At 63.9% G+C, this 24778-nt stretch carries 24 protein-coding genes; 13 read left to right on the forward strand and 11 right to left on the reverse strand.

Features of this window, described 5'->3' with window-relative positions; all coding sequences use genetic code 11:
- Nucleotides 1-30 precede the first annotated feature (30 nt).
- Complete coding sequence (locus RA25_RS13095) at nt 31-1035, forward strand: GlxA family transcriptional regulator (RefSeq protein WP_039172929.1); 1005 nt, start codon at nt 31-33, stop codon at nt 1033-1035.
- Nucleotides 1036-1106: 71 nt separating this feature from the next.
- Here RA25_RS13095 and RA25_RS13100 read toward each other — a convergent pair whose 3' ends face one another.
- From RA25_RS13100 to hpaR, 5 genes are all read right to left on the reverse strand, one after another.
- On the reverse strand, nt 1107-1688 hold the full coding sequence (locus tag RA25_RS13100; RefSeq protein WP_039172932.1) for a sarcosine oxidase subunit gamma: 582 nt from the start codon (nt 1686-1688) through the stop codon (nt 1107-1109).
- Nucleotides 1681-4692: a sarcosine oxidase subunit alpha family protein gene (locus tag RA25_RS13105; RefSeq protein WP_052254253.1), complete on the reverse strand. Its 3012-nt coding sequence runs from the start codon at nt 4690-4692 to the stop codon at nt 1681-1683. The genes RA25_RS13100 and RA25_RS13105 overlap by 8 nt, the downstream gene beginning before the upstream one ends.
- A gap of 11 nt (nt 4693-4703) precedes the next feature.
- Nucleotides 4704-4991: a sarcosine oxidase subunit delta gene (locus RA25_RS13110; protein ID WP_039172935.1), complete on the reverse strand. Its 288-nt coding sequence runs from the start codon at nt 4989-4991 to the stop codon at nt 4704-4706.
- A gap of 16 nt (nt 4992-5007) precedes the next feature.
- Nucleotides 5008-6258 (reverse strand): sarcosine oxidase subunit beta family protein, encoded by a 1251-nt coding sequence (locus tag RA25_RS13115; protein WP_019294539.1) that lies wholly within the window; start codon nt 6256-6258, stop codon nt 5008-5010.
- A 274-nt stretch (nt 6259-6532) separates the two neighbouring features.
- The gene (hpaR, locus tag RA25_RS13120) at nt 6533-6973 is read right to left on the reverse strand and encodes a homoprotocatechuate degradation operon regulator HpaR (RefSeq protein ID WP_019294540.1); all 441 of its coding nucleotides are present in this window, start codon (nt 6971-6973) and stop codon (nt 6533-6535) included.
- A gap of 114 nt (nt 6974-7087) precedes the next feature.
- Between hpaR and RA25_RS13125 the strand changes: the two genes are divergently transcribed.
- The 8 genes from RA25_RS13125 (at nt 7088) to RA25_RS13160 (ending at nt 14804) form a co-directional block, all read left to right on the forward strand.
- Nucleotides 7088-7480 (forward strand): 5-carboxymethyl-2-hydroxymuconate Delta-isomerase, encoded by a 393-nt coding sequence (locus RA25_RS13125; RefSeq protein WP_039172938.1) that lies wholly within the window; start codon nt 7088-7090, stop codon nt 7478-7480.
- A complete protein-coding gene (gene hpaE, locus RA25_RS13130) occupies nt 7480-8991 on the forward strand; it encodes a 5-carboxymethyl-2-hydroxymuconate semialdehyde dehydrogenase (protein ID WP_039172941.1) in 1512 nt (503 codons plus the stop codon). The genes RA25_RS13125 and hpaE overlap by 1 nt, the downstream gene beginning before the upstream one ends.
- A gap of 39 nt (nt 8992-9030) precedes the next feature.
- Nucleotides 9031-9885, forward strand: a complete 855-nt coding sequence (gene hpaD, locus RA25_RS13135) for a 3,4-dihydroxyphenylacetate 2,3-dioxygenase (protein ID WP_039172943.1) — start codon at nt 9031-9033, stop codon at nt 9883-9885.
- 13 nt (nt 9886-9898) lie between these two features.
- Nucleotides 9899-10879, forward strand: a complete 981-nt coding sequence (gene hpaD, locus RA25_RS13140; RefSeq protein ID WP_019294544.1) for a 3,4-dihydroxyphenylacetate 2,3-dioxygenase — start codon at nt 9899-9901, stop codon at nt 10877-10879.
- Between the two features lie 66 nt (nt 10880-10945).
- Nucleotides 10946-12355, forward strand: coding sequence for a pyridoxal phosphate-dependent decarboxylase family protein (locus tag RA25_RS13145; RefSeq protein ID WP_039172946.1), 1410 nt, complete (start codon nt 10946-10948; stop codon nt 12353-12355).
- Entirely contained in the window at nt 12355-13224 is an 870-nt protein-coding gene (locus RA25_RS13150; RefSeq protein WP_039172948.1) for a fumarylacetoacetate hydrolase family protein, read from the forward strand. The genes RA25_RS13145 and RA25_RS13150 overlap by 1 nt, the downstream gene beginning before the upstream one ends.
- Entirely contained in the window at nt 13221-14021 is an 801-nt protein-coding gene (hpaH, locus tag RA25_RS13155; protein ID WP_039172951.1) for a 2-oxo-hept-4-ene-1,7-dioate hydratase, read from the forward strand. The genes RA25_RS13150 and hpaH overlap by 4 nt, the downstream gene beginning before the upstream one ends.
- Nucleotides 14022-14033: 12 nt before the next feature.
- On the forward strand, nt 14034-14804 hold the full coding sequence (locus RA25_RS13160; RefSeq protein WP_039172954.1) for an aldolase/citrate lyase family protein: 771 nt from the start codon (nt 14034-14036) through the stop codon (nt 14802-14804).
- 189 nt (nt 14805-14993) lie between these two features.
- Here RA25_RS13160 and RA25_RS13165 read toward each other — a convergent pair whose 3' ends face one another.
- The 4 genes from RA25_RS13165 to RA25_RS13180 form a co-directional block, all read right to left on the reverse strand.
- Nucleotides 14994-16646: a DUF4139 domain-containing protein gene (locus RA25_RS13165; protein ID WP_039172959.1), complete on the reverse strand. Its 1653-nt coding sequence runs from the start codon at nt 16644-16646 to the stop codon at nt 14994-14996.
- 93 nt (nt 16647-16739) lie between these two features.
- On the reverse strand, nt 16740-17072 hold the full coding sequence (locus RA25_RS13170; RefSeq protein WP_019294550.1) for a hypothetical protein: 333 nt from the start codon (nt 17070-17072) through the stop codon (nt 16740-16742).
- A gap of 125 nt (nt 17073-17197) precedes the next feature.
- The gene (locus RA25_RS13175) at nt 17198-18220 is read right to left on the reverse strand and encodes an aspartate-semialdehyde dehydrogenase (RefSeq protein WP_019294551.1); all 1023 of its coding nucleotides are present in this window, start codon (nt 18218-18220) and stop codon (nt 17198-17200) included.
- A gap of 82 nt (nt 18221-18302) precedes the next feature.
- On the reverse strand, nt 18303-19475 hold the full coding sequence (locus RA25_RS13180; protein WP_019294552.1) for an MFS transporter: 1173 nt from the start codon (nt 19473-19475) through the stop codon (nt 18303-18305).
- Nucleotides 19476-19602: 127 nt separating this feature from the next.
- Between RA25_RS13180 and RA25_RS13185 the strand changes: the two genes are divergently transcribed.
- Entirely contained in the window at nt 19603-20766 is a 1164-nt protein-coding gene (locus tag RA25_RS13185) for a DUF3095 domain-containing protein (RefSeq protein WP_039146993.1), read from the forward strand.
- 2 nt (nt 20767-20768) lie between these two features.
- Here the strand turns inward: RA25_RS13185 and RA25_RS13190 are convergent, their stop codons facing one another.
- Nucleotides 20769-21419 carry a carbonic anhydrase gene (locus tag RA25_RS13190; RefSeq protein WP_019294554.1) on the reverse strand — a complete coding sequence of 217 codons (651 nt, stop codon included), beginning with the start codon at nt 21417-21419 and terminating at the stop codon, nt 20769-20771.
- 176 nt (nt 21420-21595) lie between these two features.
- Between RA25_RS13190 and RA25_RS13195 the strand changes: the two genes are divergently transcribed.
- From RA25_RS13195 to RA25_RS13205, 3 genes are all read left to right on the forward strand, one after another.
- Entirely contained in the window at nt 21596-21955 is a 360-nt protein-coding gene (locus RA25_RS13195; protein ID WP_052254254.1) for a hypothetical protein, read from the forward strand.
- 85 nt (nt 21956-22040) lie between these two features.
- The gene (locus RA25_RS13200) at nt 22041-23423 is read left to right on the forward strand and encodes a leucyl aminopeptidase family protein (RefSeq protein WP_039172962.1); all 1383 of its coding nucleotides are present in this window, start codon (nt 22041-22043) and stop codon (nt 23421-23423) included.
- Between the two features lie 4 nt (nt 23424-23427).
- Nucleotides 23428-24264, forward strand: coding sequence for a C40 family peptidase (locus RA25_RS13205; RefSeq protein WP_039146988.1), 837 nt, complete (start codon nt 23428-23430; stop codon nt 24262-24264).
- 95 nt (nt 24265-24359) lie between these two features.
- Here RA25_RS13205 and RA25_RS13210 read toward each other — a convergent pair whose 3' ends face one another.
- Nucleotides 24360-24704, reverse strand: coding sequence for a DUF2794 domain-containing protein (locus tag RA25_RS13210; RefSeq protein WP_029204641.1), 345 nt, complete (start codon nt 24702-24704; stop codon nt 24360-24362).
- Nucleotides 24705-24778 lie beyond the last annotated feature (74 nt).

Raw genomic sequence — 24778 nt, forward strand, 5'->3', positions numbered from 1 at the left:
AATCTCTCTTCGCAAGCTATAATTCACCCCATGCAGCGCGATAACACCATGACACTCGGTTTTCTGATTTTTCCCGGCTTTCCAATGGCCTGCCTGACCTCGGCCATCGAACCCCTGCGCGCGGCAAATGAAATTGCCGGCTCTGAAACCTTCCGATGGAAACTGGTGTCCGAAACCGGTGACAGCGTGAACGCTTCCGCCAATGTGGCCTTCCAGCCAGACTGCGCCCTGGATGAGGCCGACGGCGTCGACACCCTGTTCCTCTTGTCCAGCCCGCAAGGCAAGTTCGAGGACCCAAAGGCCTCCAACGGCAAGCTGCGCCACCTGGCCCGGCACGGCACCACCATGGGCGCGGTTTCCGGCGGGGTTTTCCCGCTGGCCCGCTCCGGCCTGCTCGACGGCCACAGCTGTTCGGTCCACTGGTGCTACAAGGCAGCGTTCACCGCCGAATTCCCGTCCCTCGCCACCGTCGATGACGTGATCGTGCTGGACCGCCGCCGGTTCACCGCCAGCGGCGCCGCGGCAATGTTTGACCTGTCGCTGAAACTGATAGAGCGCGCCATGGGCGACGCCGTGATGACAGAGGTCGCCTGCTGGTTCCAACACCCGATGGTCCGGGCCGAGGGCGTGCGTCAGAAAATCCCCGCCTTCAAGACCGACAGCACCGCCGACAGCCTGCCGCCGCCGGTTGCCAAGGCGGTTGAGCTGTTTGCCGACAATCTGGAGCACCCGGTCTCAATCCGTGATGCCGCCAGCGAAATCGGCGTTTCGCCGCGCCAGCTGGAGCGCAGCTTCAAGGCCGCCACCGGCCAAAGCCCGGCCATCTATTACCGCACCCTGCGGATGAATGCGGCACGGCAGCTGGTGATGTATTCCCGCGACTCGATCACCTCGATCGCCAATGCGGTGGGCTATGCCACCTCCTCCACCCTGTCGCAGCACTACCGCGAAAGCTTCGGCGTCACTCCACAGGAGGAACGCCGCAAGGTGAACCTGTTCAGGGTCCAGGACAACCGGCCGATCCCCTCAGCCTGATCCCTCCAGGCAGGAAAGACCAGACACAAAAAGGCCGGTGATTCTTCAGGAAACCACCGGCCTTTTCTTGTTCAGATCACAGACTTCGCAGCCGCCACCAGCGCATGATGCAGCGATGCTGCCGAGGACCGCGGGCCGATGATCGAATAACCCTGCCCCGGCGCCTGGCACAGCAGGAACACACCCAGATGCTCCATCGAGGTGCGGGTGGCGTCGCCCGCCTTGCCCGCACGGACATTGGCGTTGCACAGCCGTTCCAGCACGTCAAAGCAGCGCGGGCCCTCCATGTCGAAGCGGCACCAGCCGTCGGTTTGCTCCACCACAGAGCCCGCCTCTCCCACGGCCTGCTTCAGATCCGCCGCCATCAGCTCATGGCTGTCATGCGGAGCAGAGATCATCCACAGGTCCGGCCCCATCCACCAGGCAGCAAACACGCCGTGCTCAGTCCAGCTGGCAGCCTCCGGCAACGCCCCGCCCAGATAAGACGCGGCCGCAGATTTCACCGCATTTTCGCTGCCTTGACGCGCCGCCAAGGAGGCCAGCGCCCGGTCAGTGACTTCCCGGATCTGGAGACCCGTGAAGACATCCACCCGCGGCTCATACCCGCCCAGCGGAGAGATGGCTTTGAGCCCATGATTATCAAACTTACCCACGGAGACGCTCCCCTTCCGGATCCACAAAATGCGCGCTGACAACTTCGACCTGGATTTCGCGGCCCTCCAGCGGATTGACCGCACGGATCACCTCCCCTTTGCGCGCATCACCGCGCTTCAGGAAGCCGATCCCGATCGAGCACCCCAGCACCGGCGAATAAGCGGCAGAGGTGATATAGCCCTGATCGGTGGCCGCGCTGACCTCGCCATCGGCGTTCATCAGATGTGCCCCGGCCTGCACCGGATCGGCGGCATTCACCGGCTTGAAGCCCACCAGCTTCAGCGCATCCTCCTGGTTCATGCCTTCGCGTTCGCTCAAGGTATTGCCGATGCAATCCTTCTTCTTGCTGACCATCCGGCCCATGCCGAGGTTCAGAGCCGAAGTGGTGCCGTTCAGCTCATTGCCGGCGGCATGGCCCTTCTCGATCCGCATGACGCCCAGCGCCTCGGTGCCGTAAGGCACAGCGCCGAACTCCTCGCCCGCTTCCATCAGCTTGCGGATCATCGCATCGCCATAGCGGGTCGGCACCGCGATCTCATAGGCCAGCTCGCCCGAGAAGGAGATCCGGAAAAGCCGCGCCCGGCAGCCGCCCGCCACGGTCACTTCCCCGCAGGCCATGAAGGGGAACGCCTCGTTCGAGATATCGAACTCGGGGTCCACGACTTTTTGCAGCAGCTTGCGGGCATTCGGACCCGCCACCGCGAACTGCGCCCAGGCCTCGGTTGTCGAGATCAGCTGCACATCCATGTCAGGGAACAGGCACTGGCGCGCAAATTCCATGTTGCGGTAGACCAGAACTGCGTTGGCGGTGGTGGTGGTCACCACGAAATGATCCTCGGCAAACCGCGCCGCGGTGCCGTCGTCATAGGCAATGCCGTCCTCGCGCAGCATCAGCCCATAGCGGACCTTGCCCACCGGCAGCTTGGCAAAGGCATTGGCATACATCTTGTTCAGGAACTCGGCGGCATCCTTGCCCTGCACGTCGATCTTGCCCAGCGTGGTCACATCGCAGACACCGACCGAATTGCGGGTCTGCAGCACCTCGCGGTCCACCGACTGACGCCAATGGGTTTCGCCCGCCTGGGGGAACCACTGCGCCCGCAGCCACTGGCCGACCTCGACAAACACCGCACCCTGCTCCTCAGCCCATTTGTGGCTGGGCGTCTTGCGTGTGGGGCGGAACTCCTCGCCCACAGAGCGGCCTGCCATCACACCGAAGGACACCGGCGTATAGGGCGGGCGGAACATGGTGGTGCCGACCTCGGGGATCTGCTTGCCCGCCAGCTCAGCCATGATCGCCAGGCCGCCCATGTTGGAGGTCTTGCCCTGATCGGTTGCCATGCCAAGGGTGGTGTAACGCTTCAGGTGCTCGACAGAGCGGAAGTTCTCCTGGTGCGCCAGCTTTACGTCCTTGACGGTGACGTCGTTCTGCTGATCCAGCCAGGCGCGGCCCTTGCCTTCCTTCACATACCAGAAGGGGGTCACGTTGACCGGCGCATCCTCAGCCTCAGGCAGATCGGCAGCTTTTGCCTCGATACCCAGCTCCGACAATGCGGCCACGGCGCCCTCGGCACCGGCGCGCAGCGCGGCGGCGGTGGAGAAATCGCCATTGGCGGCACCGGCGACGACCATGCTCTGCGGCAGCTCGCCTGCCGGCACAAAGGCCGCAATATCCTCGCGCCAGGCCGGGCGGCCGCGCTGGTGGCAGGTCAGATGCACGTTCGGGTTCCAGCCGCCGGACACCGCCAGTGCCCCGCAAGGCACGTCGCGGGTGATGCCGCTGGCGAGACGAAGGCGGACGGATTCCAGGCCCAGCCGGCCCTTGGTGTCGATCACCTTTGCACCGGCAAAAAGCTCAGCCCCCTCGACCGCGGGCGCATCGGCGCGGGTGTCGATCACCGCGGTCACCTTGACGCCCTTGGCGATCAGGTCGGCGGCAGTGCGGTGGCCGTCGTCGTTGTTGGTGAAAACCGCAACGGTTTGGTCCGGCGTCACCGCCCAGCGGTTGGCATAGGCGCGCACGGCACCGGCCAGCATCACGCCGGGACGGTCGTTGTTCTCAAACGCAATGGGGCGTTCAGTTGCGCCCGCCGCCAGCATCGCCCGCTTGGAATAGATCCGCCACAGGATCTGCCGCGGCTTGCCCGCCTCCGGCGCCAGCACGTGGTCGGCAGTCCGCTCCACCGCGCCATAGATACCGTGATCAAAGGCGCCGATAATGGTGGTGCGCGGCATCACCCGCACGTTCGGCATAGCCGCCAGCTCCGCCTGCGCCTGCTCGACCCAGGCAGACCCAGCCAGATCGCCGATGCCAAAGGTTTCCGCATTCAGACGCCCGCCCAGCAGGAAATCCTCATCGGCAATGATCACCTGCGCACCGGCCCGGCCCGCAGTCAGCGCTGCCATCAGGCCGGTGGGACCGGCCCCGATCACCAAGAGATCGCAATGCAGGAAGCCCTTGTCATAGGCATCCGGGTCCGCCTCGAAACTGATGCTGCCCAGACCTGCCGCCTTGCGGATGATCGGCTCATACAGCTTCTCCCAGAACGCTGCAGGCCACATGAAGGTCTTGTAGTAGAAACCCGCGGTCAGGAAGTTCGAGAACCGGTCGTTGATCGCCATGAAGTCATGCTGCAGCGACGGCCAGCGGTTCTGCGAGTTCGCTTCCAGCCCGTCATACAGCTCCGCCACGGTGGCGCGGGTGTTCGGCTCCTGCCGCCCGCCGCTGCGCAGCTCGACAAGCGCGTTCGGCTCTTCGGAGCCGGAGGTCAGCACGCCCCGCGGACGGTGGTATTTGAACGACCGGCCCATCAGCCGCACGCCATTCGCCAAGAGGGCCGAGGCCAATGTGTCGCCCTCAAATCCCTTGAAACGCTTGCCATCGAAGGTGAAGCTCAGCGGCTTGCCGCCCTTGATCAGCCCCCCGTCCAAGCGGTTCACCTGCACCCCCTTGCGGGCACCGGTGCTGCCGTCGGCCTGAAAGGCCACGCGGCCGGCATTCATCACTGCGTCAGTCATTTGCTGCGCCCCCTTGCCCGGGCCACATCACGGGCCAGTTCGACATTCAGGATTTCGTGGGTCACGGTGTTGCGGGTCACCACCAGCCAGGACCGGTCGCCCTGCTCATGGAACCACAGTTCACGGTGTTCGCCCGCCGGGTTGTCGCGCAGATACAGGTAGTCGTGGAACTGATCCGACGCATTGTCAGCCTGCCAGTCCGGCCGGTCGATCAGGGACGCATCACCCAGGTAAGTGAACTCCTGGAAATCCCGCGGCCCGAGGATCGGATGGTTGATAATCATCGCTGTCTTCCTTTCCTCAGTGCAGGTTCGGCTGGGCGCCCTGGCCCTTTTCGTCGATCATGCAGCCGCGGCGGAACCGGTCGAGCCGGTAGGCCGTTGCCACCTTGTGCGGGGTATCGGTCGCCAGCAGATGCGCATAGCACCAGCCCGAGGCCGGGGTTGCCTTGAATCCGCCGTAGCACCAGCCGCCGTTGAAATAGAGACCGTCGATATGCGTCTTGTCGATGAAGGGGGAGCCGTCCATCGACATGTCCATAATACCGCCCCAGCTGCGCAGCATCCGCACCCGGCCCAGCGCCGGGATCAGCGCCATGCCACCTTCCATCACGTCCTCGACCACCGGCAGGTTGCCGCGCTGCGCATAGGAGTTGTACATGTCCAGATCGCCGCCAAAGACCAGGCCGCCCTTGTCCGACTGGCTGCAATAGAAGTGACCAGCGCCAAAGGTGATGACCCCGTCCAGCACCGGCTTCAGCCCCTCAGAGACAAACGCCTGCAGCACGTGGCTCTCGATCGGCAGGCGCATGCCCGCCTTCTCCATCACCCGGCTGGAAGATCCAGCCACACAGCTCGCGACCTTGTTGGCGCCGATGAAACCCTTGGTGGTTTCCACGCCCAGACACTTGCCGTTTTCGATCTTGAAACCTGTGACTTCGCAGTTCTGGATGATGTCCACGCCGCGCAGGTCTGCCCCGCGGGCATAGCCCCAGGCCACCGCATCGTGGCGCACGGTGCCGCCGCGGCGGTGCAAGAGCCCGCCCTTGATCGGGAAACGCGCATCATTGAAATTCAGGAACGGGTACATCGCCCGCACGCCATCGGTATCCAGCAGCTCCGCGTCGGACCCGTTCAGGATCATCGCATTTCCCCGCCGCCGCGCCGCATCACGCTGCGCATCGGTATGCACCAGGTTCAGAATGCCGCGCTGGCTGACCATGGCGTTATAGTTGAAGTCCTGCTCCAGCCCTTCCCACAGCTTCAGCGACAGCTCGTAAAACGGCTCGTTGCCGTCCAGCAGGTAGTTGGAGCGGATGATGGTGGTGTTGCGGCCCACGTTGCCGCCGCCGATCCAGCCCTTCTCGATCACCGCGACATTGGTGATGTTGTGGTTTTTGGCCAGGTAATAGGCCGTCGCCAGCCCGTGCCCGCCGCCGCCGATGATCACCACATCGTAGCTTTTCTTGGGTTCCGGATCACGCCAGGTCGGGCGCCATCCCTTGTGGCCCGTCAGGGCCTCCTTGATCACTTTCAGGCCAGAGTACCGCATGATGTCCTCATCAACTGTCCCCGGCAGGATGAGTGAGAAATGCGTCACATCACAGAGGGATTTCGGACATCGGCAGCGCCATTTGCGTCACAGGCGGGAAATCACCTGTGCAGATGCAGCATCACAGGTTGCAGCAATGCAGTCTCAAACCACATCTAGACAATTGATTTTATTTGACAATAGCATGAAAATCATTGACCCGCCACAAAACTGAATAATCTGGTCCATTTGCGTCACGCACCCCGGCATCCGCGCCAAATGCGGCAAATCCGACTCACTCCGGCAGGTCGATCTGGTCCAGCTCGTTTAGCAGATCCAGCAGAGCCTCATAGCGCTCCACCCCCATCTTCCGGCGGGTCTGCTCCATCAGCTCCAGGCTGGCCTCCAGGTTGTCGGTGATGATCTTCTCCCCTGCAGGCGCAATCCGCACCACCTGACGGCGGCGGTCTTCTTTGTCGCGCTCCCGGCTGATCAGCTGCTTTTCCTCCAGCTTCTGCAGGATCCGCGTCAGGCTGGGCAGCAGCAGGCAGGCCTTGTCGGCGATCTGGGTTGGATCAATCGGCCCGCTCTCCTGCACCACCCGCAAAACGCGCCACTGCTGCTCGGTAAGCCCCGCGCCGCTCAGCAGGGCACGGATCGGCCCCATGACACGCTCCCGCGCCCGCAAAAGGGCGATTGGCAGCGAACGGTCGGTGGAGGGCATCATCCTGGTCATACCCGAGTATCGCCCCGCTTCCGGCTAAACGCAATTGCCGCTTGGGTTTCTTCCGCTTGACTCATCGCCGCACAATTGCTAAACATGTTAAGTAATTCAGGAGAGGTAACGCAGATGCCGCACATCACGCTGGACTACTCAGCCAATATGGAGGCGCGCACCGACATCGCCGCCCTGTGCTGCCATCTGCGGCAGGCAGCGGCAGCCACCGGCGTGTTCCCCCTTGCGGGCATCCGGGTGCGTGCCTTTGCGGCCAATCACACCTCCATTGCCGACGGCGATGACCGGCACGGCTATCTCGACATCTCCATCCGGCTGCGCGCGGGCCGTGACCTGGACACCCGCAAACGCGCAGCCCAGGCGGTGTTCGAGGCAGCGCAATCCTTCCTTGAGCCGGCCATGCAACAGCACTCCATCGCGCTGTCGCTGGAGATGCGCAACGTCGACCCGGAGCTTTCCCCGAAATGCGGCACCATCCGCGAGCACATGCAAAAGGCGGACCAGTGATGAGCGATCTGACCACCAACATCGAAACGCTGAAAAGCCACCTGGCCCGCTTCCGCGAGACCGGCATCCTGAACCTGATCGGCGGCGAGAGCCGCCCCGCCGCCTCCAGCAACACCTTCGAAACATCGTCACCCGTCGATGAAAGCGTGATCTGCTCTGTTGCCAAAGGCGGCGCTGAGGACATCGACGCTGCGGCAGCGGCCGCCAAGGCGGCCTTCCCCGCCTGGCGCGACATGCCGGCGCTGGAGCGTAAGAAAATCCTGCACCGCATCGCCGACCTAATCGTCGAACGCGCCGAGGAAATCGCGCTGTGCGAATGCTGGGACACTGGCCAGGCCCTGCGCTTCATGTCCAAGGCGGCCCTGCGCGGTGCTGAGAACTTCCGCTTCTTTGCCGACAAGGCCACCTCCGCCCGCGACGGCCAGCAGCTGCAATCGCCGACGCTGATGAACGTGACCACCAGGGTCCCGATCGGTCCGGTCGGCGTCATCACCCCGTGGAACACGCCTTTCATGCTGTCGACCTGGAAGATCGCACCTGCCCTGGCCGCAGGCTGTACCGTGGTCCACAAACCGGCTGAATTCTCGCCGCTCACCGCCCGCATCCTGGCCGAAATCGCCCACGAGGCAGGTCTGCCCGCCGGTGTCTGGAACCTGGTGAACGGCTTTGGCGAGGATGCCGGCAAGGCCCTCACCGAGCATCCAGACATCAAGGCCATTGCCTTTGTCGGCGAGTCCAAAACCGGATCGATGATCATGAAACAGGGCGCCGATACCCTGAAACGGGTGCATTTCGAGCTCGGCGGCAAGAACCCAGTGGTGGTCTTCGATGACGCTGACCTCGACCGCGCGCTCGATGCCGCGATCTTCATGATCTACTCGCTGAACGGCGAGCGCTGCACCTCCTCCTCGCGCCTCTTGGTGCAGGAGAGCATCGCGGAGGAGTTCGAGGCCAAGCTGATCGAACGCGTGAACAACATCCGCGTCGGCCACCCGCTGGACCCCGCCACAGAGGTCGGCCCGCTGATCCACAAGGTGCATTTCGACAAGGTCACATCCTACTTCGAGACAGCCAAACAGGACGGCGCCACCATCGCCGCCGGCGGCACCCGCGTTGGCGATCAGGGCTGGTTCGTCCGCCCGACGCTGTTCACCAATGCGACCAACGATATGACCATCGCGCAGGAGGAAATCTTCGGCCCGGTCCTCACCGCGATCCGTTTCAAAGACGAGGATGAGGCTCTGACACTGGCCAATGACACGCAGTACGGCCTCACCGGCTATGTCTGGACCAACGACCTCACCCGCGCCCTGCGCTTCACTAACCATCTGGAGGCCGGGATGATCTGGGTGAACTCGGAAAACGTCCGCCACCTGCCAACCCCCTTTGGCGGGGTCAAGGCCAGCGGCATCGGCCGCGATGGCGGCGACTGGTCGTTCGAGTTCTACATGGAACAGAAACACATCGGCTTTGCCCTGGGCCACCATAAGATCCCGCGCCTCGGTGCCTGACCTCAAGGAAACGCGCAACCCGTCTTTGAGGAGAAGACCATGGGAGAAATCGTTCTCGCCGCCAAATGCACCCATGTGCCCACCATGCTGATGTCGGAACAGCCCGGTCGGCTGGAGGGCGCCCGCAAGCCCGCCATCGACGGCCACCGGGAAATCGCCCGCCGCGCCAAGGCGCTCGGCGCCGACACCATCGTGATCTGCGACACCCACTGGGTGATCAACGCGGGCTACCACATCAACGCCAACAGCCGTTTCAAGGGGCTGTTCACCTCCAACGAATTCCCGCAGTTCATCCAGAACCTGCCCTATGAGTACGAGGGCAACCCGGCCCTGGGCGATGCCATCGCGGCAGCGGCGTCGGACAAGGGCGTCTACACCCTGTCGCACCAGCTCGACTCGCTGGAACTGGAATACGGCACCCTGGTCCCGATGCGTTTCATGAGCCGCGAAGGCGATTTCAAGGTGGTCTCCGTCGCCGCCTGGTGCACCGTCCACGATCACGACGAAAGCCGGGTGATCGGCGAGGCCATCCGCGAAGCAGTCGAAGCCTCGGACAGCAAGGTGCTGCTGGTCGCCTCCGGCTCGCTCAGCCACAAGATCTGGGCAAACAAGGATTATGCCGCCAACAATGGCACCTTCACCATCAGTTCCGAGTTCAACCGCCAGATGGACCTGCGGGTGCTAGAGCTGTGGCAGAAGGGCGACCACGCCACCTTCCTCAAAATGCTGGGCGAATACGCCGACTTCTGCTGCGGCGAAGGTTCCATGCACGACACCGCCATGCTGTATGGCGCGCTTGGCTGGGACAGCTACACTGCCCCCTGCGAAGTGATCACCGAGTATTTCCCCAGTTCCGGCACCGGCCAGACCAACGTGATCTTCCCGGTTCAGTAAAAGGAGACCCCGAATGCCTGTCCCCGCCCCGAACCTCTATCCGCCCTTCAACATCGTGCGGCTCAGCCACGTCGAATACGCCGTGACCGACCTCGCCGCCTCCCGCGCCTTCTATGTGGATACCCTCGGCCTGCAGGTGACGCATGAGGACAGCGAGCGCATCTATCTGCGTGCGATGGAGGAACGCGGCCACCACTGCATCGTGCTGGTGCAGGCGGACACGGCCTCGGTCGGGGTGCTGGGCTTCAAGCTCTATGATGAGCCCGACCTGGATAAGGCAGCGGAGTTCTTCGCTTCCAAGGACCTACCCGTCGAATGGGTGGAGCGCCCGCACATGGGCAAAACCCTGCGCACCCGCGACCCCTGGGGCATCCCGCTGGAGTTCTACGTTAAAATGGACCGGCTGGAGCCGATCCATCAGAAATACAGGCTCTATAACGGGGTAAAACCGCTGCGCATCGACCATTTCAACATGTTCAGCGCGGATGTGGACGGCGCGATTGCCTTCTATAACGAGATGGGCTTCCGAACCACTGAGTTCACTGAAGATGACGAGAGCGGCAAGGTCTGGGCCGCCTGGATGCACCGCAAGGGCGGCGTTCATGACGTGGCCTTCACCAATGGTCTCGGCCCGCGCCTGCACCACACCGCCTTCTGGGTGCCGAACCCCTTGAATATCATCGACCTGTTGGACCTGATGTCGACCACTGGTTATGTCGATAACATCGAGCGCGGCCCCGGCCGCCACGGCATCTCCAACGCCTTCTTCCTCTATGTGCGCGACCCAGACGGCCACCGGATCGAAATCTACTGCTCTGACTACCAGACCGTCGATCCGGATCTGGAGCCGATCAAATGGTCGCTCACCGACCCGCAGCGCCAGACCCTTTGGGGCGCCCCGGCGCCGCGCAGCTGGTTTGAGGAAGGCTCGGTGTTTGAAGGCACCACTCCGAAACCCAGCGCCTTGAACGCGCAGCCGATTATTGCACCCTAAACATCAGGATCGCGACCGTCCCGAGGGTGTGCGCAATCGCGCCCCGGTAGAAGTAAGGTAAGAAAAATGAAATGGGATGAATTCTCCGAATGGGGCCGCCGGGTCGCGGATTGGACCCAGGACTACCACCTGACCGTTGGTGACCGCCCCGTGCGCGCCAGAACAGAACCCGGCGAGGTGCTGAACGCCCTGCCCCAAACCCCGCCTGAGGCCGGCGAGGGGATGGAGGCAATCTTCCGCGATTTCGAAGACATCGTAATGCCGGGCATCACCCATTGGCAGCACCCGCGTTTCTTTGCCTATTTCACCTCCAACGCCGCCGCGCCCTCGGTGCTGGCGGAATTCCTGACCGCCGCCATCGCACCGCAATGCATGCTGTGGCAGACCTCTCCAGCGGCGACCGAGATGGAAACCCGGATGATGGACTGGCTGCGCCAGGCGCTGGACCTGCCGGACCAGTTCCAGGGCGTCATCCAGGACTCCGCCTCCTCCGCCACCCTCGCAGCCGTCCTGACGATGCGGGAAAAGGCGCTGAACTGGCAGGGCAACCAACAAGGGCTGTTCGGCAAGAAGGCGCTGCGCATCTATTGCTCCTCCGAAGTCCACACCTCCATCGACCGGGCCATCTGGGTTGCGGGCATCGGCCAGCAGAACCTGATCCGCGTGCCGATCAAGGGGGACTGGCGCGGCATGGACCCCGAAGCGCTGGAGGCCGCCATCCAGGCCGACCTCGCCGCAGGCCACCAGCCCGCAGGTGTGATCCTCTGCGTTGGCGGCACCGGCGTTGGCGCCACCGACCCGGTGGACCAGGTGCTGGACGTCGCTGAAAAATACGGTCTCTACACCCATGTGGACGCCGCCTGGGCCGGCTCCGCGATGATCTGCCCCGAATACCGCCACTATTGGCCCGGCGTCGAACGCGCCGACAGCATCGTCTTCAACCCGCACAAATGGTTGGGCGTGCAATTCGACTGCTCCGCCCATTTCCTGAAAAACCCGGATGATCTGATTCAATCCCTCGCGATCAGCCCGGAATACCTCAAGACCCACGGCCATGACGGCATCATCAACTATTCCGAATGGTCGGTGCCGCTGGGCCGCCGCTTCCGCGCGCTCAAGATCTGGTTCCTGATCCGCACCTACGGCCTGGAGGGCCTGCGCCAGCGCCTGCGCAACCACATCACGTGGTCGAAACAATTGCACGAAAAGCTCAAGTTAGAGCCTGATTTTCAATTCACTTCCGCGCCCATGTGGTCGCTCTGGTCGTTCCGCTATGCGCCCGAGGGCGCGGCGGACCTCGACGATTTGAATCTGCGGCTGGTCAATGCAATCAACGGCGATGGCCGCATCTACCTGACCCAGACCCGCCTCGACGGCCAGCTGGTGATCCGCTTCCAGGCGGGTCAATTCGAGACCACGGAAGCAGACGTGATGATGGCCTTCGACGTCATCACCGAAATCGCAAGGAACCTGTAATGACGCGCTTTGGTACCTACACCGCCGACGGCGAAACCTTCTATGGCGCGGTGACGGACGCCGGCATGATCGCCCTGTCGCCGCAGTTCCCGGACTGGCCCACCCTGCGCGAGGTGATTGCCGCGGACGGCCTGGCCGCGCTGGCTCAGGCCGCCGAAGGCCAACCCGTGACCCACACGGATTTCACTTATGAGATCCCCATCCCCAACCCGGAGAAGATCATCTGCGTCGGCGTCAACTTCCCGGACCGCAACGCGGAGTACAAGGACGGCTCTGCCCAGCCCAAGCACATGTCCCTGTTTCCCCGCTTCCCGCGTTCCTTCACCGGAGCAGAGCGTCCGCTGATCCGCCCGCCCGAAAACCACACGCTGGACTATGAGGGGGAGGTCGCCGTGGTGATCGGCAAGCCGGGCCGCCGGATCAAGCCCGAAGACGCCTATGGTCACATCGCAGCCCTGACGCTGGCAAACGAGGGCACCATCCGAGACTGGGTGCGCCACGCCAAATTCAACGTGACACAAGGCAAGAACTGGGACAATTCCGGCGCCATCGGCCCCTGGCTTGTGCCCTTCACCGATGCCGCCCAGCTGGACAACGCCCGAATCATCACCCGCGTGAACGGAGAGATCCGCCAGGATGACAACCTGGCCCGCATGATGTTCCCGATCCGCGAAGAAATCGCCTATATCTCCACCTTCACCACCCTGCAGCCCGGCGACGTGATCATCACCGGCACCCCGACAGGCGCAGGCGCGCGGTTTGATCCGCCGAAGTACCTGAAACCCGGTGACGTGGTCGAGGTTGAGGTCGAAGGCATCGGAACCTTACGCAACACGGTTGAAGATGAGTTCAGCGGGGGAGAGGCATGACCCCGAAACAGCATCAGGAAGCCGCTGACCGGCTGTTCAAAGCCGAGCAATCCGGCCAGCAATGCGGCCTGCTTTCGCTGGCCTATACCGGCATGACGCTGGACGATGCCTATGCGGTGCAACAGGCTCTAATAAGGCAAAAATTGGCCTCCGGCCGCAGGAAAATCGGCTGGAAAATCGGCCTCACCAGCCGCGCCATGCAGCAGGCGCTGAACATCACCACCCCCGACAGCGGCGTGCTCTTGGACGACATGGCATTTGAAAACGGCGCCACCGTCCCCGAAGGCCGCTTCATCCAGCCGCGGGTGGAGGCGGAGATCGCCTTTGTCATGAAATCCCCCCTCGCAGGCGCCCACTGCACCCGTGCAGATGTTCTGGCCGCAACAGACTATGTGGCGCCGGCGCTGGAAATCCTCGACACCCGCATCCTGCGCGCCGACCCCGCAACCGGCCAGGCCCGCATCATCACCGACACCATCAGCGACAACGCCGCCAATGCCGGCGTGGTTCTGGGGGCGGAGCGCCACGCGGTGGACGCGCATGACCTGCGCTGGGTCGGCGCCATCTTGGCCCGGGGCGGCACGGTGGAGGAAACCGGCCTCGGCGCGGGTGTTTTGAACGATCCCGTCACCTCGGTCCTGTGGCTGGCGCGGCGGATGGCGGAATATGGACAACAGATCGAGGCCGGGGATATCGTGCTCTCAGGCTCTTTCATCCGCCCCATCGAATGCCCGCCGGGCTCGGAGATCGCCGCAGATTTCGGCCCCTTCGGTTCTGTATCCATCAATTTCGCCTGACAGGAGGCCTCCATGCCCGCGCCCAAGAACAGCTTCAAACAGGCTCTAACACAGGGCAAACGCCAGATCGGCTGCTGGATGAGCTTTGCCGACGGCCAGCTCGCCGAGATCATGGGCACCTGCGGCTTCGACTGGCTGGTGATCGACGGCGAGCATGCCCCCAACGACATCCGCTCGATCCGCGACCAACTGATGGCGCTGGCGGCCTCGCCCAGCCACCCGGTGGTGCGGGTGCCGGTGGGGGAGACTTGGATGATCAAGCAAGTGCTGGATGCAGGCGCCCAGACGGTGCTGGTGCCGATCGTCGAAAGCGCCGAACAGGCCCGCGAGCTGGTCCGCGCCTGCCACTACCCGCCCAAGGGCCTGCGCGGCGTCGGTGCCACGGCGGCCCGCGCCACCATGTTCGGCACGGTCTCCGAGTATATCCAGACCGCCGATCAGGAAGTCTGCCTGCTGGTGCAAGTGGAAAACCGCGCCGGGATGGCTGCGTTGGACGAAATTCTGCAGGTCGAGGGCATCGACGGCGTCTTCATCGGCCCGGCGGATTTGTCCACCGACATGGGCCACCAAGGCAACTCCGCCCACCCGGAGGTGCGCGCCGCAATTGCTGATGCCATCACCCGCATCAAGGCGGCTGGTATCGCCCCCGGCATCCTCGGCACCACGGATGAGGCTACTCAGGCCTATGCGGACATGGGCGCGCAGTTCCTGGCGGTCGGCATCGACGTCATGGTGCTTGCCCGCAACGCCCGTGATTTAGCGGCCAAGTGGAAGGCAGACTAACCGCCTGCCGTACATCGCAAAGGAAGCACTCCCGCGCCTGCCCGCTGCTCCGGCTTTGCCAGCGCAGCGGCAGCTGTCTTGGGCGTGGCACCGCGCCAAGCGCGGTGCCACGCCCAACGGGAGGAAGGTATTTTCAATGCCTGACGACGGGCGGGAGCCACCTGTCCGTTGCCTGACACCAAACCAGCGTCAGCGCAGCAGCATACCCTCGGGCCAGCTGAGCGTGGTATCCAATTGGATGGTTTCACTCTCGCCAGCACCCAGCTCCAGATCCCAGGCCAGAATGCCGCGCTGCTTCTCGACGTTTTCCTCCGCGGGACGCGGCGTGGCGCTCCAAGTGATCTCCAAATCGTCCTGCTGCGAATAGGGCACCCGGTCCAGCACCCGGACAGGCCAGTCCTGCGCGGTCAGGTTCTCCACCGTGATCTCCACTTTCTGCACCTGCGCGTTGCTGCGTGAGATCAGCCCCTGCTCCCCTTCGCTCTGCCCCAGCACGTCGCGGCGCAACTGAAGCCCTTCGATGGGGCCGAACCCTGCGTCCATCTCCGCCCCCGGCGCCAGCCCGGCGAAGTCCTCCACTGTGACCAGCTTGCCATCGACAAACCGCGGCACCTCATCCGAGGCCAGCAGCTGCTCGGCAAATGTGTTGGTGAAGGTCGCGACCCGATAAGCCGTGTCATCCCGTGACGGCACCGCCACCGCCTGCACTTTTGCCTCCGCCGTCAGGCTGTCCATTTCCAGCCGCAGCAAATCGGCGCCGGAGGCAATCGACACAGGCAACCCGAAGCGATAGGTCGCCGCCGCACCGCCCAGATCCGCACCCCAGCCGGGACTTCTGTATTCCTCAACAATGGGCGCTTCCAGCACCGGCTCTGCCAGCGCAGACATTTCCGCCACATCCTGCCCCATGGACTTCAGCGCCCGCGGCGGCTGCGGCTCCTCGATCCGGCGCAGCCAGGGGTGCAGCACCGACGGGCTGCCCTGATCACCTGGCACCGCTGTCGACAGTGTCAGCGCCACATCCTGCCAGTTCTCGCCGGTATCCTGCACCAGCATCACCGCACGCTTCAGGATCACCTGCTGCTCCGTCACGGTATTCAAGTGCATCTCATAAGACGGCTGCCAGCCGATATTTCCCGCGCCCGCGGTATAGTAGCTCACCTTGACGGCGCCCTCACCCGCCTGCTCCGCCTCGATGTCCACTGCGATGTACAGACGGTCGTCATCCTCGAGCGTGATCGCCGCCAGTGCCGCCTGCGCTTCTGCCAGCTCTTCTTCCAAGTCCTGCATCTGCAGCTCGATCCGGCGCGCCTCAGCCTCTGACGCCACGGCTGCCTGACTGGCGCCCGCCGCCTCCGCAGAGATCATCCGGGCAATTTCACTCAATGCAACCGCATCCGCCTGAGCCAAACCTTCGTTTGTGCCCAGCTGCTGCAGGAACCCGATTGAGGCCTCCGCCGCCCGCACCCCGGCGCGTGCCTGCGCTGCCTCGTCCCGCACCGCGGCAATCCGCGCCTCGACTTCGCGCACCCGCGCCTCGGCGGCCTCGACCTCAGGGTCATCCGCATCGCGCGGCGGCACGTAATTCTCACGCAGCAGGGTGGCGACGCGGCGGGCGCCGGCGATCTCCACCTGCAGTGTCTCCAGCGCAGCCGTTCTGGGCACGTTCTGCAGGATTAGCCGGTGGCGCCCCTCCGGCAGGGTCAGCGCGGCGCTGCGGGTGACTTCCGCCAGCCCGGGATACAGCGTCACCTCCGACACCGTGCTGCTGACGGGGATAGTGTCCGCAGCCGCCGCCGCGGCAATTGAAGAAAAGGCAAAAGCCATCAAAGAAAATCGCATTGGCATCTCTCAATCAAAAATCACGGCGGTGGTCCCGCCTGATGCCATGCTACCCCCGTCAGGGAGGTCCGGCCAGCCCGGCCGTTGCCTGCCTCAGGCCCGCGGCAGAAGGCTGCCCAAACGCTGTTCCAGCACTGCCGCAGGAAACCCCAGAAACCGGCAAGAGCAGATCTCCACATGGCTGTGCATATCGCAGAGCAGCAGGCGCAGCCCTTTCCGGCGCAGGTAAAACCCGTGCTGCTTCAGCCCCTTGCGCAGCTCCAGCCAGCTTTGGGCGGAATGAAAGATCCCCGCCAGCAGCATCCGCAGCTGCGCCGCCATCTCCGAATCCAGCCGCTTGTGGATACGTGCGCTGGCCCAGGCGGTCTGCGCCGGGGCAGCGTTCTGGTTCATGACATTTGCGGGAAATTCCTTTTGCGCCAGCATGGCCTCACCTCCTTCACTCATAATTTCAGGATCAGGTTAGGCCCGGCCGCCGCCCTCCGGCAGGGGCGCAAAAGCAAAGGGGGCGCCTCTTTCGAAGCACCCCCCTCACCAAAAGGATATATGCCTCAGCCCTTCTTCAGGACCTCGCGGCCCAGCAGTTCGGCAATCTGCACCGCGTTCAGCGCCGCGCCCTTACGCAAGTTGTCGCTGACACACCACAGGTTCAGGCCGTTCTCGATGGTCGAATCCTGGCGGATGCGGCTGATGAAGGTGGCAAAATCGCCAACGCATTCCACCGGGGTCACGTAGCCGCCGGCCTCGCGCTTGTCGATCACCATGATGCCGGGCGCCTCGCGCAGGATGTCGCGGGCCTCGTCCTCGTCCAGAAAGTCCTCGAACTCGATGTTCACGGATTCGGAGTGGCCGACAAACACCGGCACCCGGACGCAGGTCGCGGTGACCTTGATCGACGGATCGACGATCTTCTTGGTCTCGGCAACCATCTTCCATTCTTCCTTGGTCGAGCCGTCTTCCATGAAGACGTCGATATGCGGAATGACGTTGAAGGCGATCTGCTTGGGGTAGACCTTGGGCTGCACTTCCTGCCCAGGGACGTAAACGCCCTTGGTCTGGTTCCACAGCTCGTCGATCGCGTCCTTGCCGGAACCGGACACCGACTGGTAGGTCGAGACCACAACGCGCTTGATCTTGGCGCGGTCGTGCAGCGGCTTCAGCGCCACAACCATCTGCGCGGTCGAGCAGTTGGGGTTGGCGATGATGTTCTTCTTTGCATAGCCGTGGATCGCCTGCGGGTTCACCTCCGGCACGATCAGCGGGATGTCAGGGTCGTAACGGTAGAGCGACGAGTTGTCGATCACGGTGCAGCCCGCCGCAGCGGCCTTGGGCGCGTAATCCTTGGTCGCGGCGGAGCCGACGGCAAACAGCGCCATGTCCCAGCCGGTGAAATCGAAGGTGTCCAGATCCTGGGTAGTGAGTGTCTTATCGCCAAAGCTGACTTCAGTGCCGAGAGATTTGCGGCTTGCCAGCGCAGCGATCTCATCCACAGGAAACTGGCGCTCGGCCAGGATGTTCAGCATTTCGCGGCCCACGTTGCCAGTGGCGCCAACGACGACGATGCGGTAACCCATTTGTCTGTTTCTCCAGTATTGCCCGGCCCCATGGCCGGCGCGGGAGTGATACTGCCTATGGGGACAAGTTTAAAGGGGCCGATCAGTCCATGCTGTCGCGGCTGAGCAGATAAATTGCGCAGCCGAGCCCCAGAAGCACCAAAAAGAAGGTGAAAATACCCGTGTAGGGCAAGGATGGGTCCGCTCCGGCCAGATTTGCGTGGAGACGGCCCGTTGCAAACTGCATGATTCCCACCCCGCCGATGCCAAACAGGTTCAGCAGCGTCACCCCCCGCCCGGCCAGATGCGGCGGCACAAAGGCACGCCCGTGCGCCATGATCACAGGGAAGGACGCGCCAAAGAAGCCAACGGCCGCCATCATGACCACCGGCATCCAGACCGGCGCGCCGGTGGCCAGGATCAGCCCGCCCAGGGCCGCGCAGCCCAACAGGTTGCCGCCCAGGATCAGCCACTTGCGGGTGCCCAGCACCCGGTCCAGCGGCCCATAGGCAAAGGTGCCGGCAATCATCGCTGCCCCCATCACCAGCGTCGCCAGCCCCACAGCCTGGGTGCTGAGTCCGTAGACATCGCTTAAGTAAGGCCCGATCCAAAGCCCCCGCAGCGCTCCCGACGGCGCATAGGCCACCAGCATCAGCGGGAAGATCGCCCACATCGCCGGCATCTTCAGCAGGTCCAGCACCGATCCCGTGTGCTCCCCTTCAGGCTTGTCCGGATCACTGACGGTCATGAAAATCCCCGCCGCGACGATACCCGAAACAACCGCCAGCCCCGCCAGCGTGCCGCGCCAGCCGAACAGATCAACCGCCAGTGCAGTCGGGTAAGACGCCACCAGGTTGCCGGCCGACCCCACCCCCAGCATCAGCGCCGCCAATGTGGCGAAACGCGCGGGCGGGTACTGGCGGGCGAAGATATAGTAGGACGCCATCAGCACCGGCGAACAGCCGATGCCGATCAGGAACATGGCGGCACCGACATGCCAGGGGGCTGTAGCAGCGGCAAACAGCGCCGCACCGCCGCCGCCGCCCAGCAGCAGCAGCAGCGACGCCGTTTTGCGGGGGCCAACGTGGTCCAGCGCCCAGCCTACCGGCAGCTGCATTGCCGCAAAGGACAGAAACCAAAGCCCGGAGGCAAAGGCCAAATCATCCGGCGCAGCACCGATATCCAGCCCCAGCACCCCGGACAAAACGGCCAGGAAGGCGCGAAAAAACTGACTCAGCACATAGGCCAGGCACAATAAGATCAATCCTGCCTGCATTTTCTCTCCCCCAAGTCCTGCACAGTTTTTCGTGACTGCCGTACAGCTTGCATGTTTGGCGCGGGCGCACAATTTGTTTACACAGAAACGGCAGGCCGCGGGACCGTGCCACAGAGGGAAGACGCATATGACGACGGACACTTTCTATGCCACCCTCCCCAAGGTCCGCGATTTCAGCGATCTCTCCGACCCATCGGTCTTTGCGCCGCTGCCCGGCGATTGGCTGCTTTGCTGCACCGATATCGTGAATTCCACCGGACTGGTGAAGGCAGGCCGCTACAAGACCGTGAACATGGTCGGCGCCGCAGTGATTGCCGCCATGCGTAACGCGCTTAAGGGCGAGGCGTTTCCCTATGTCTTCGGTGGCGACGGCGCTTCTTTCGCGGTGCCGCCCCGCCATCAGGCCACAACACAGCGCGTTCTGGGATCCTTACGCAGCTGGACCGAAGATGAATACGGCATCTCCCTGCGCGCCGCGGTCCTTCCGGCCTCTGCGATCCGCGACGAGGGGCTGGATGTGCAGGTGGCCCGCTACGCGGTGTCGGACCACGCCGATTTCGCCATGTTCAGCGGCGGTGGCCTGGCCTGGGCGGAAGCGCAGATGAAGGCCGGCGCCTTTGCGGTTGCCCCTGCCCCGCAGGCGGACCCGCCCGACCTCGCAGGCCTCTCCTGCCGCTGGAGCAACACCCCCGCCCGACACGGCATCATCCTGTCTGTGGTGGCCCAGCCCGCCCCCGGCGCCAGCCCGCAGGACTTTGCCCGGCTCGCCGCTGATGTGCTGGATCTGGCGGCAGAGCTCGAGGACAGCGGCCACCCCGTTCCCGAGGCAGGCCCCCGGCTGCAGTTTCCGCCTGCTGGTCTGACGCTTGAGGCCAAGGCCTCCCGCGGCCGGCTTCCGTTGTTCCTCCGCAAGCTCTATCTGCTAGGCCATTGCGCCTTTGCCGCCTGGGTTTTCACCGGAAAACGGCGCGTGGGCGCATTTGACACGCTGCATTACCTGTCGATGCTGCGGGCGCATTCCGACTTCCGCAAATTCGACGACGGGCTCAAGATGACACTGGACTGCACGCCCGGGATCAGCCGCCGCATTCGCCAGAAACTGCAACAGGCCGCCTCGGCCGGTCTGGTACAGTTCGGACTGCACGAACAGGACGCTGCCATGGTCACCTGCATCGTGCCCTCTCCGGTGGAGGACGATCACATCCACTTTATCGACGGCGCGGCAGGGGGCTATACGCAAGCAGCCGCCAATCTGGCGGCTGCATTCGGGATCAGCAAGGAAACGGCCTGACCTCAGACCGGGGCGAAGGTACCCGCCTTGGGGTCATAGCATTCCAGCCCGCCCTCGCCGATGTCGGTCCACAGACCGTGCAGGCTCAGCTCTCCGGCCTTCACGGCCGATTCGATGAACGGGAAGGTCATCAGGTTCTCCAGCGAGGCGACAACCGCCTGCCGTTCGAACTGGCGCGCCTGCTCTACCGGGTCGTCAATATCCGCAACCCCGCCGAATTTCGGCTTCAGAATGTCCATCCAGCGCCCGACAAAGCTGGTCTTTTCCTCCAGCTGCGGCGCATGGCCCTTGCACATGTCGATGCAGCCCTGCACGCCGCCGCACTGCGAATGGCCCAGCACGATCAGATGCGAGACCTTCAGCGCGGTGACCGCATATTCCACCGCCGCCGAGGTGCCGTGGTGGTCGCCATCGGGCGCAAACGGAGGCACCAGATTGGCGATATTGCGGTGAATGAAAAACTCGCCCTGGTCAGCGCCAAAGATCGAGGTCACATGCACCCGGCTGTCGCAGCAGGAGATCACCATCGCCCGCGGCCGCTGGCCTTCGGTCGCCAGACGGCGGTACCAGCCCTGGTTTTCCTCGTATGAAGTGGCTTTCCAGCCGTGATAACGGGTCACCAGATAGCTCGGGAGAGGCTTGGCAAATTCCATTGTCGAATCCTCGGTTCATTTCACGTTGCCGGCCGTATTACCCTGCATTGTCTCAAAATTCGAGGGATTTGATCCGCCCGCGGAAACCTTTTGAAAACTTCTGGCTTCCACATTGGGCAGCGTGCCGTGGGGGCATGAAGAATTGGGTGAATGTGGTGGCCAATATACTGACAGTGATGCACTCCGAGACAGTGCGATTAGATCCAGACAAACTTTCCGCGCTCTATGAACAGCTCGGCGAGGCCGGTGCTGAGGACGTCGTGTGCCGGGCGATTGAGGAAATGGCGGTCCGCCTGACGCATTGCGAGCGTCTGTGGCGGCAGAACGATATGATGAACCTGCGCAAGAGCGCCCGGTCGCTGATTGCAATGGCCGAACAGATCGGCATGACCGCGCTGGCAACAATTGCCAAGGACGTTACCGAGGCGATTGATGCCGAGGACGGGCCGGCGGTCGCCGCCATCCTGTTCCGGCTGATGCGGGTGGGCGAGCGTTCGCTGACCGCGGTCTGGGACCAGCAGGACATGACGATCTGACAATTGTGCAGCCCGCAGGGCTTGCAGGCCGCGCGGCGGCGGCTACTCTGGCGCATCAGAAGTGATTGCAACCGGAGTTTTTTCGATGCCGCCAGTCTTTGCCGCGCCCGGCCCTGACGCCTGCCCTGTGCATGTTATTGCAAGCGATGAATTGGACAGCTGGCTCTCAGGCCAGCCGCAGCGCGTTCAGGCCTGGGCATCGGCGCAGGGCTTCACCGGCGCCTGCGGCCAGGCGCTGACAGTGCCGGATGCCGATGGCGGGATCGAAATGGCCCTTGCGGGCTACGGCAGCGCCGCCCAGCGCGCGCGCCGCCGCTTCGTGCTGGCCGAAGCCGTGCAGAAACTGCCCGCCGGAACCTACCGCATCGCCTCAGGCCTGCCCGCGGAAGATGCCGCCAGCGAGTCGCTGGGCTGGCTGCTCACGGCCTATCGCTTCGACCGCTACAAGGAGGCCAAGGGCGAAACTGCGGCCCTGCAGACACTGGAGGCCGTGGATTCCGCCGCCGTGGAGTCGCTGGCCGCGGCGGAATGCCTGACCCGCGACCTGATCAACACACCCGCCTCCGACATGGGCCCGGCAGAGCTTCAAGCCGCAGCCGAATCCCTCGCGCAGGAATTCGGCGCAGAAATCTCCGTCACCCTGGGCGAGGACCTCTTGGCTCGGAACTTCCCGCTGATCCACACCGTCGGCCGCGCCTCGACCCGCGCGCCGCGGCTCATAGACCTGCGCTGGGGCCGCACCGGCCCCAAGCTCACCCTGGTGGGCAAGGGCGTCTGTTTCGACACCGGCGGGCTGAACCTCAAGCCCGGAAACAGCATGGCACTGATGAAAAAGGACATGGGCGGTGCAGCCAATGTTCTGGGCCTCGCCCGCATGATCATGGATGCCGGGCTGAAGCTGCAGCTCAGGGTGCTGATCCCCGCGGTGGAAAATGCCGTCTCCGGCTCTGCCTTCCGCCCCGGTGACGTGCTGATGTCGCGCAAGGGGCTGACGGTCGAGAACAACAACACCGACGCAGAGGGCCGTTTGGTTCTGGCCGACGCCTTGGCGCTGGCGGCAGAGGGCTCGCCGGACCTCTTGGTCTCCATGGCCACACTCACCGGCGCGGCCCGCGTTGCGGTCGGCCCGGACCTGTCGCCCTACTATACGGATCACGAAAATGATGCCGCGGCGCTTGCGGCCAGTGCGGCGCGCACCGCCGACCCGGTCTGGCGGATGCCCTTCCACGATCCTTACGAGACGATGATCGAACCCGGTATAGCCGATCTCGACAACGCACCCTCAGGCGGGTTCGCAGGCTCCATTACCGCGGCCCTGTTCCTGCGCCGCTTTGCCGGGGACACCCGCTACATGCATTTCGACATCTACGGCTGGACCCCCAGCGCAGCACCCGGCCGCCCCAAGGGCGGCGCCCTGCAGGGCGCCCGCGCTCTGTTTGCTGCGCTGCCGGACATGCTGGAGCTCTGATCCCATGGCAGACCGCCGCCGTACTCCGGTAAATGACCGCATCGCCGCCGCCCATCTGACACACGCGCCTGAAGGGTTGGAACGTGTTGACGGCATTGCCGCCCGCATCGGCATGCCCGTCGCAGACCTGCTGCGCACACCGGACGGCGCCCGCGACCGCCAGCTGGTCTACGGCGAACCGGTCACGGTCTACGAGGACTGTGGCGGCTGGGCCTTCCTGCAGGCCGCCAAGGATTCCTACGTGGGCTATGTTCCCAGTTCCGCCTTGACCACACCGTTCGAGGCCACCCACTGGGTCAGCGCCCCGGCCACCCACGCCTATTCCGCGGATGATTTCAAATCGCCGGAAACCAGCGCCCTCAGCCACGGCAGCCGGGTGGAGGTGATGGGCGGCACCGGGCAGTTCACTGGGCGGTTCGTGGAAACCAGCCTTGGCTTCATCCCCGCCCGCCACCTGTCGCCCTTGGGTGCCCATGCCGATGATCCGGTGATGGTGGCAGAGCTGTTCCTCGGCACCCCCTACCTTTGGGGCGGCAACAGCCGGTTTGGCATCGACTGTTCCGGCCTGGTGCAGGCCGCGCTGCTGGCATGCGGCACCCCCTGCCCTGGTGACAGCGACATGCAGGAGGAGGAACTGGGCGAGCCCGTTCCGGACGCAGACTACCGCCGCGGCGATCTCCTGTTCTGGAAGGGTCATGTCGCCCTGGTGCGGGACGCAGAGACGCTGATCCATGCCAATGCCCATGACATGGCGGTGGCCATCGAACCCATCGGTGCTGCAATAAAGCGTATACAGGCCCAAGGCGACGGCCCGCTTACCTCGCATAAACGGCTGGCGTAGGCCCCTGCGCCCGCCACCGGCGGCAAAAATCTTGCGAAGATTTTTAGCCGGAAAATTCGAATTTTCCGGTCCCCGCCCTGCCGCAAAGCTTGCGGCTACTCCACGGAGCGGATCAGCTTGCGCTCCAGCACCCTCAGCACGGTCTTCAGATCCGCCCCGCGCTTCAGGATATGCCCGTCCATGCCGACCACCGAATACTGCCCCTGCCGCAGCCGCAGCTTGGGGCGCTTTTCGATCCGGTAGAGCGGATGCTCTGCCGTGCGCCGGAAGACGGAGAAAACTGCCAGATCACGCAAGGAAGAAATCCCGTAATCGCGCCACTCCCCGGCGGCCACCATACGGCCATAGAGAGTCATAATGACCGACAGTTCCCGGCGGTCAAAGGCGACTTGCTGAGGTATGGGAGATCCGGGAAAAGGCTGCACCTGATCAAAGCTCATAGATAACAGGTTGCGCCGTTTCCCCGGCAAATCAAGGGTTTTAACGTTCGATTTTTCGTGTGGTGCAGGATGCG

Source organism: Leisingera sp. ANG-S5 (assembly GCF_000813925.1).
Taxonomy (GTDB): domain Bacteria; phylum Pseudomonadota; class Alphaproteobacteria; order Rhodobacterales; family Rhodobacteraceae; genus Leisingera.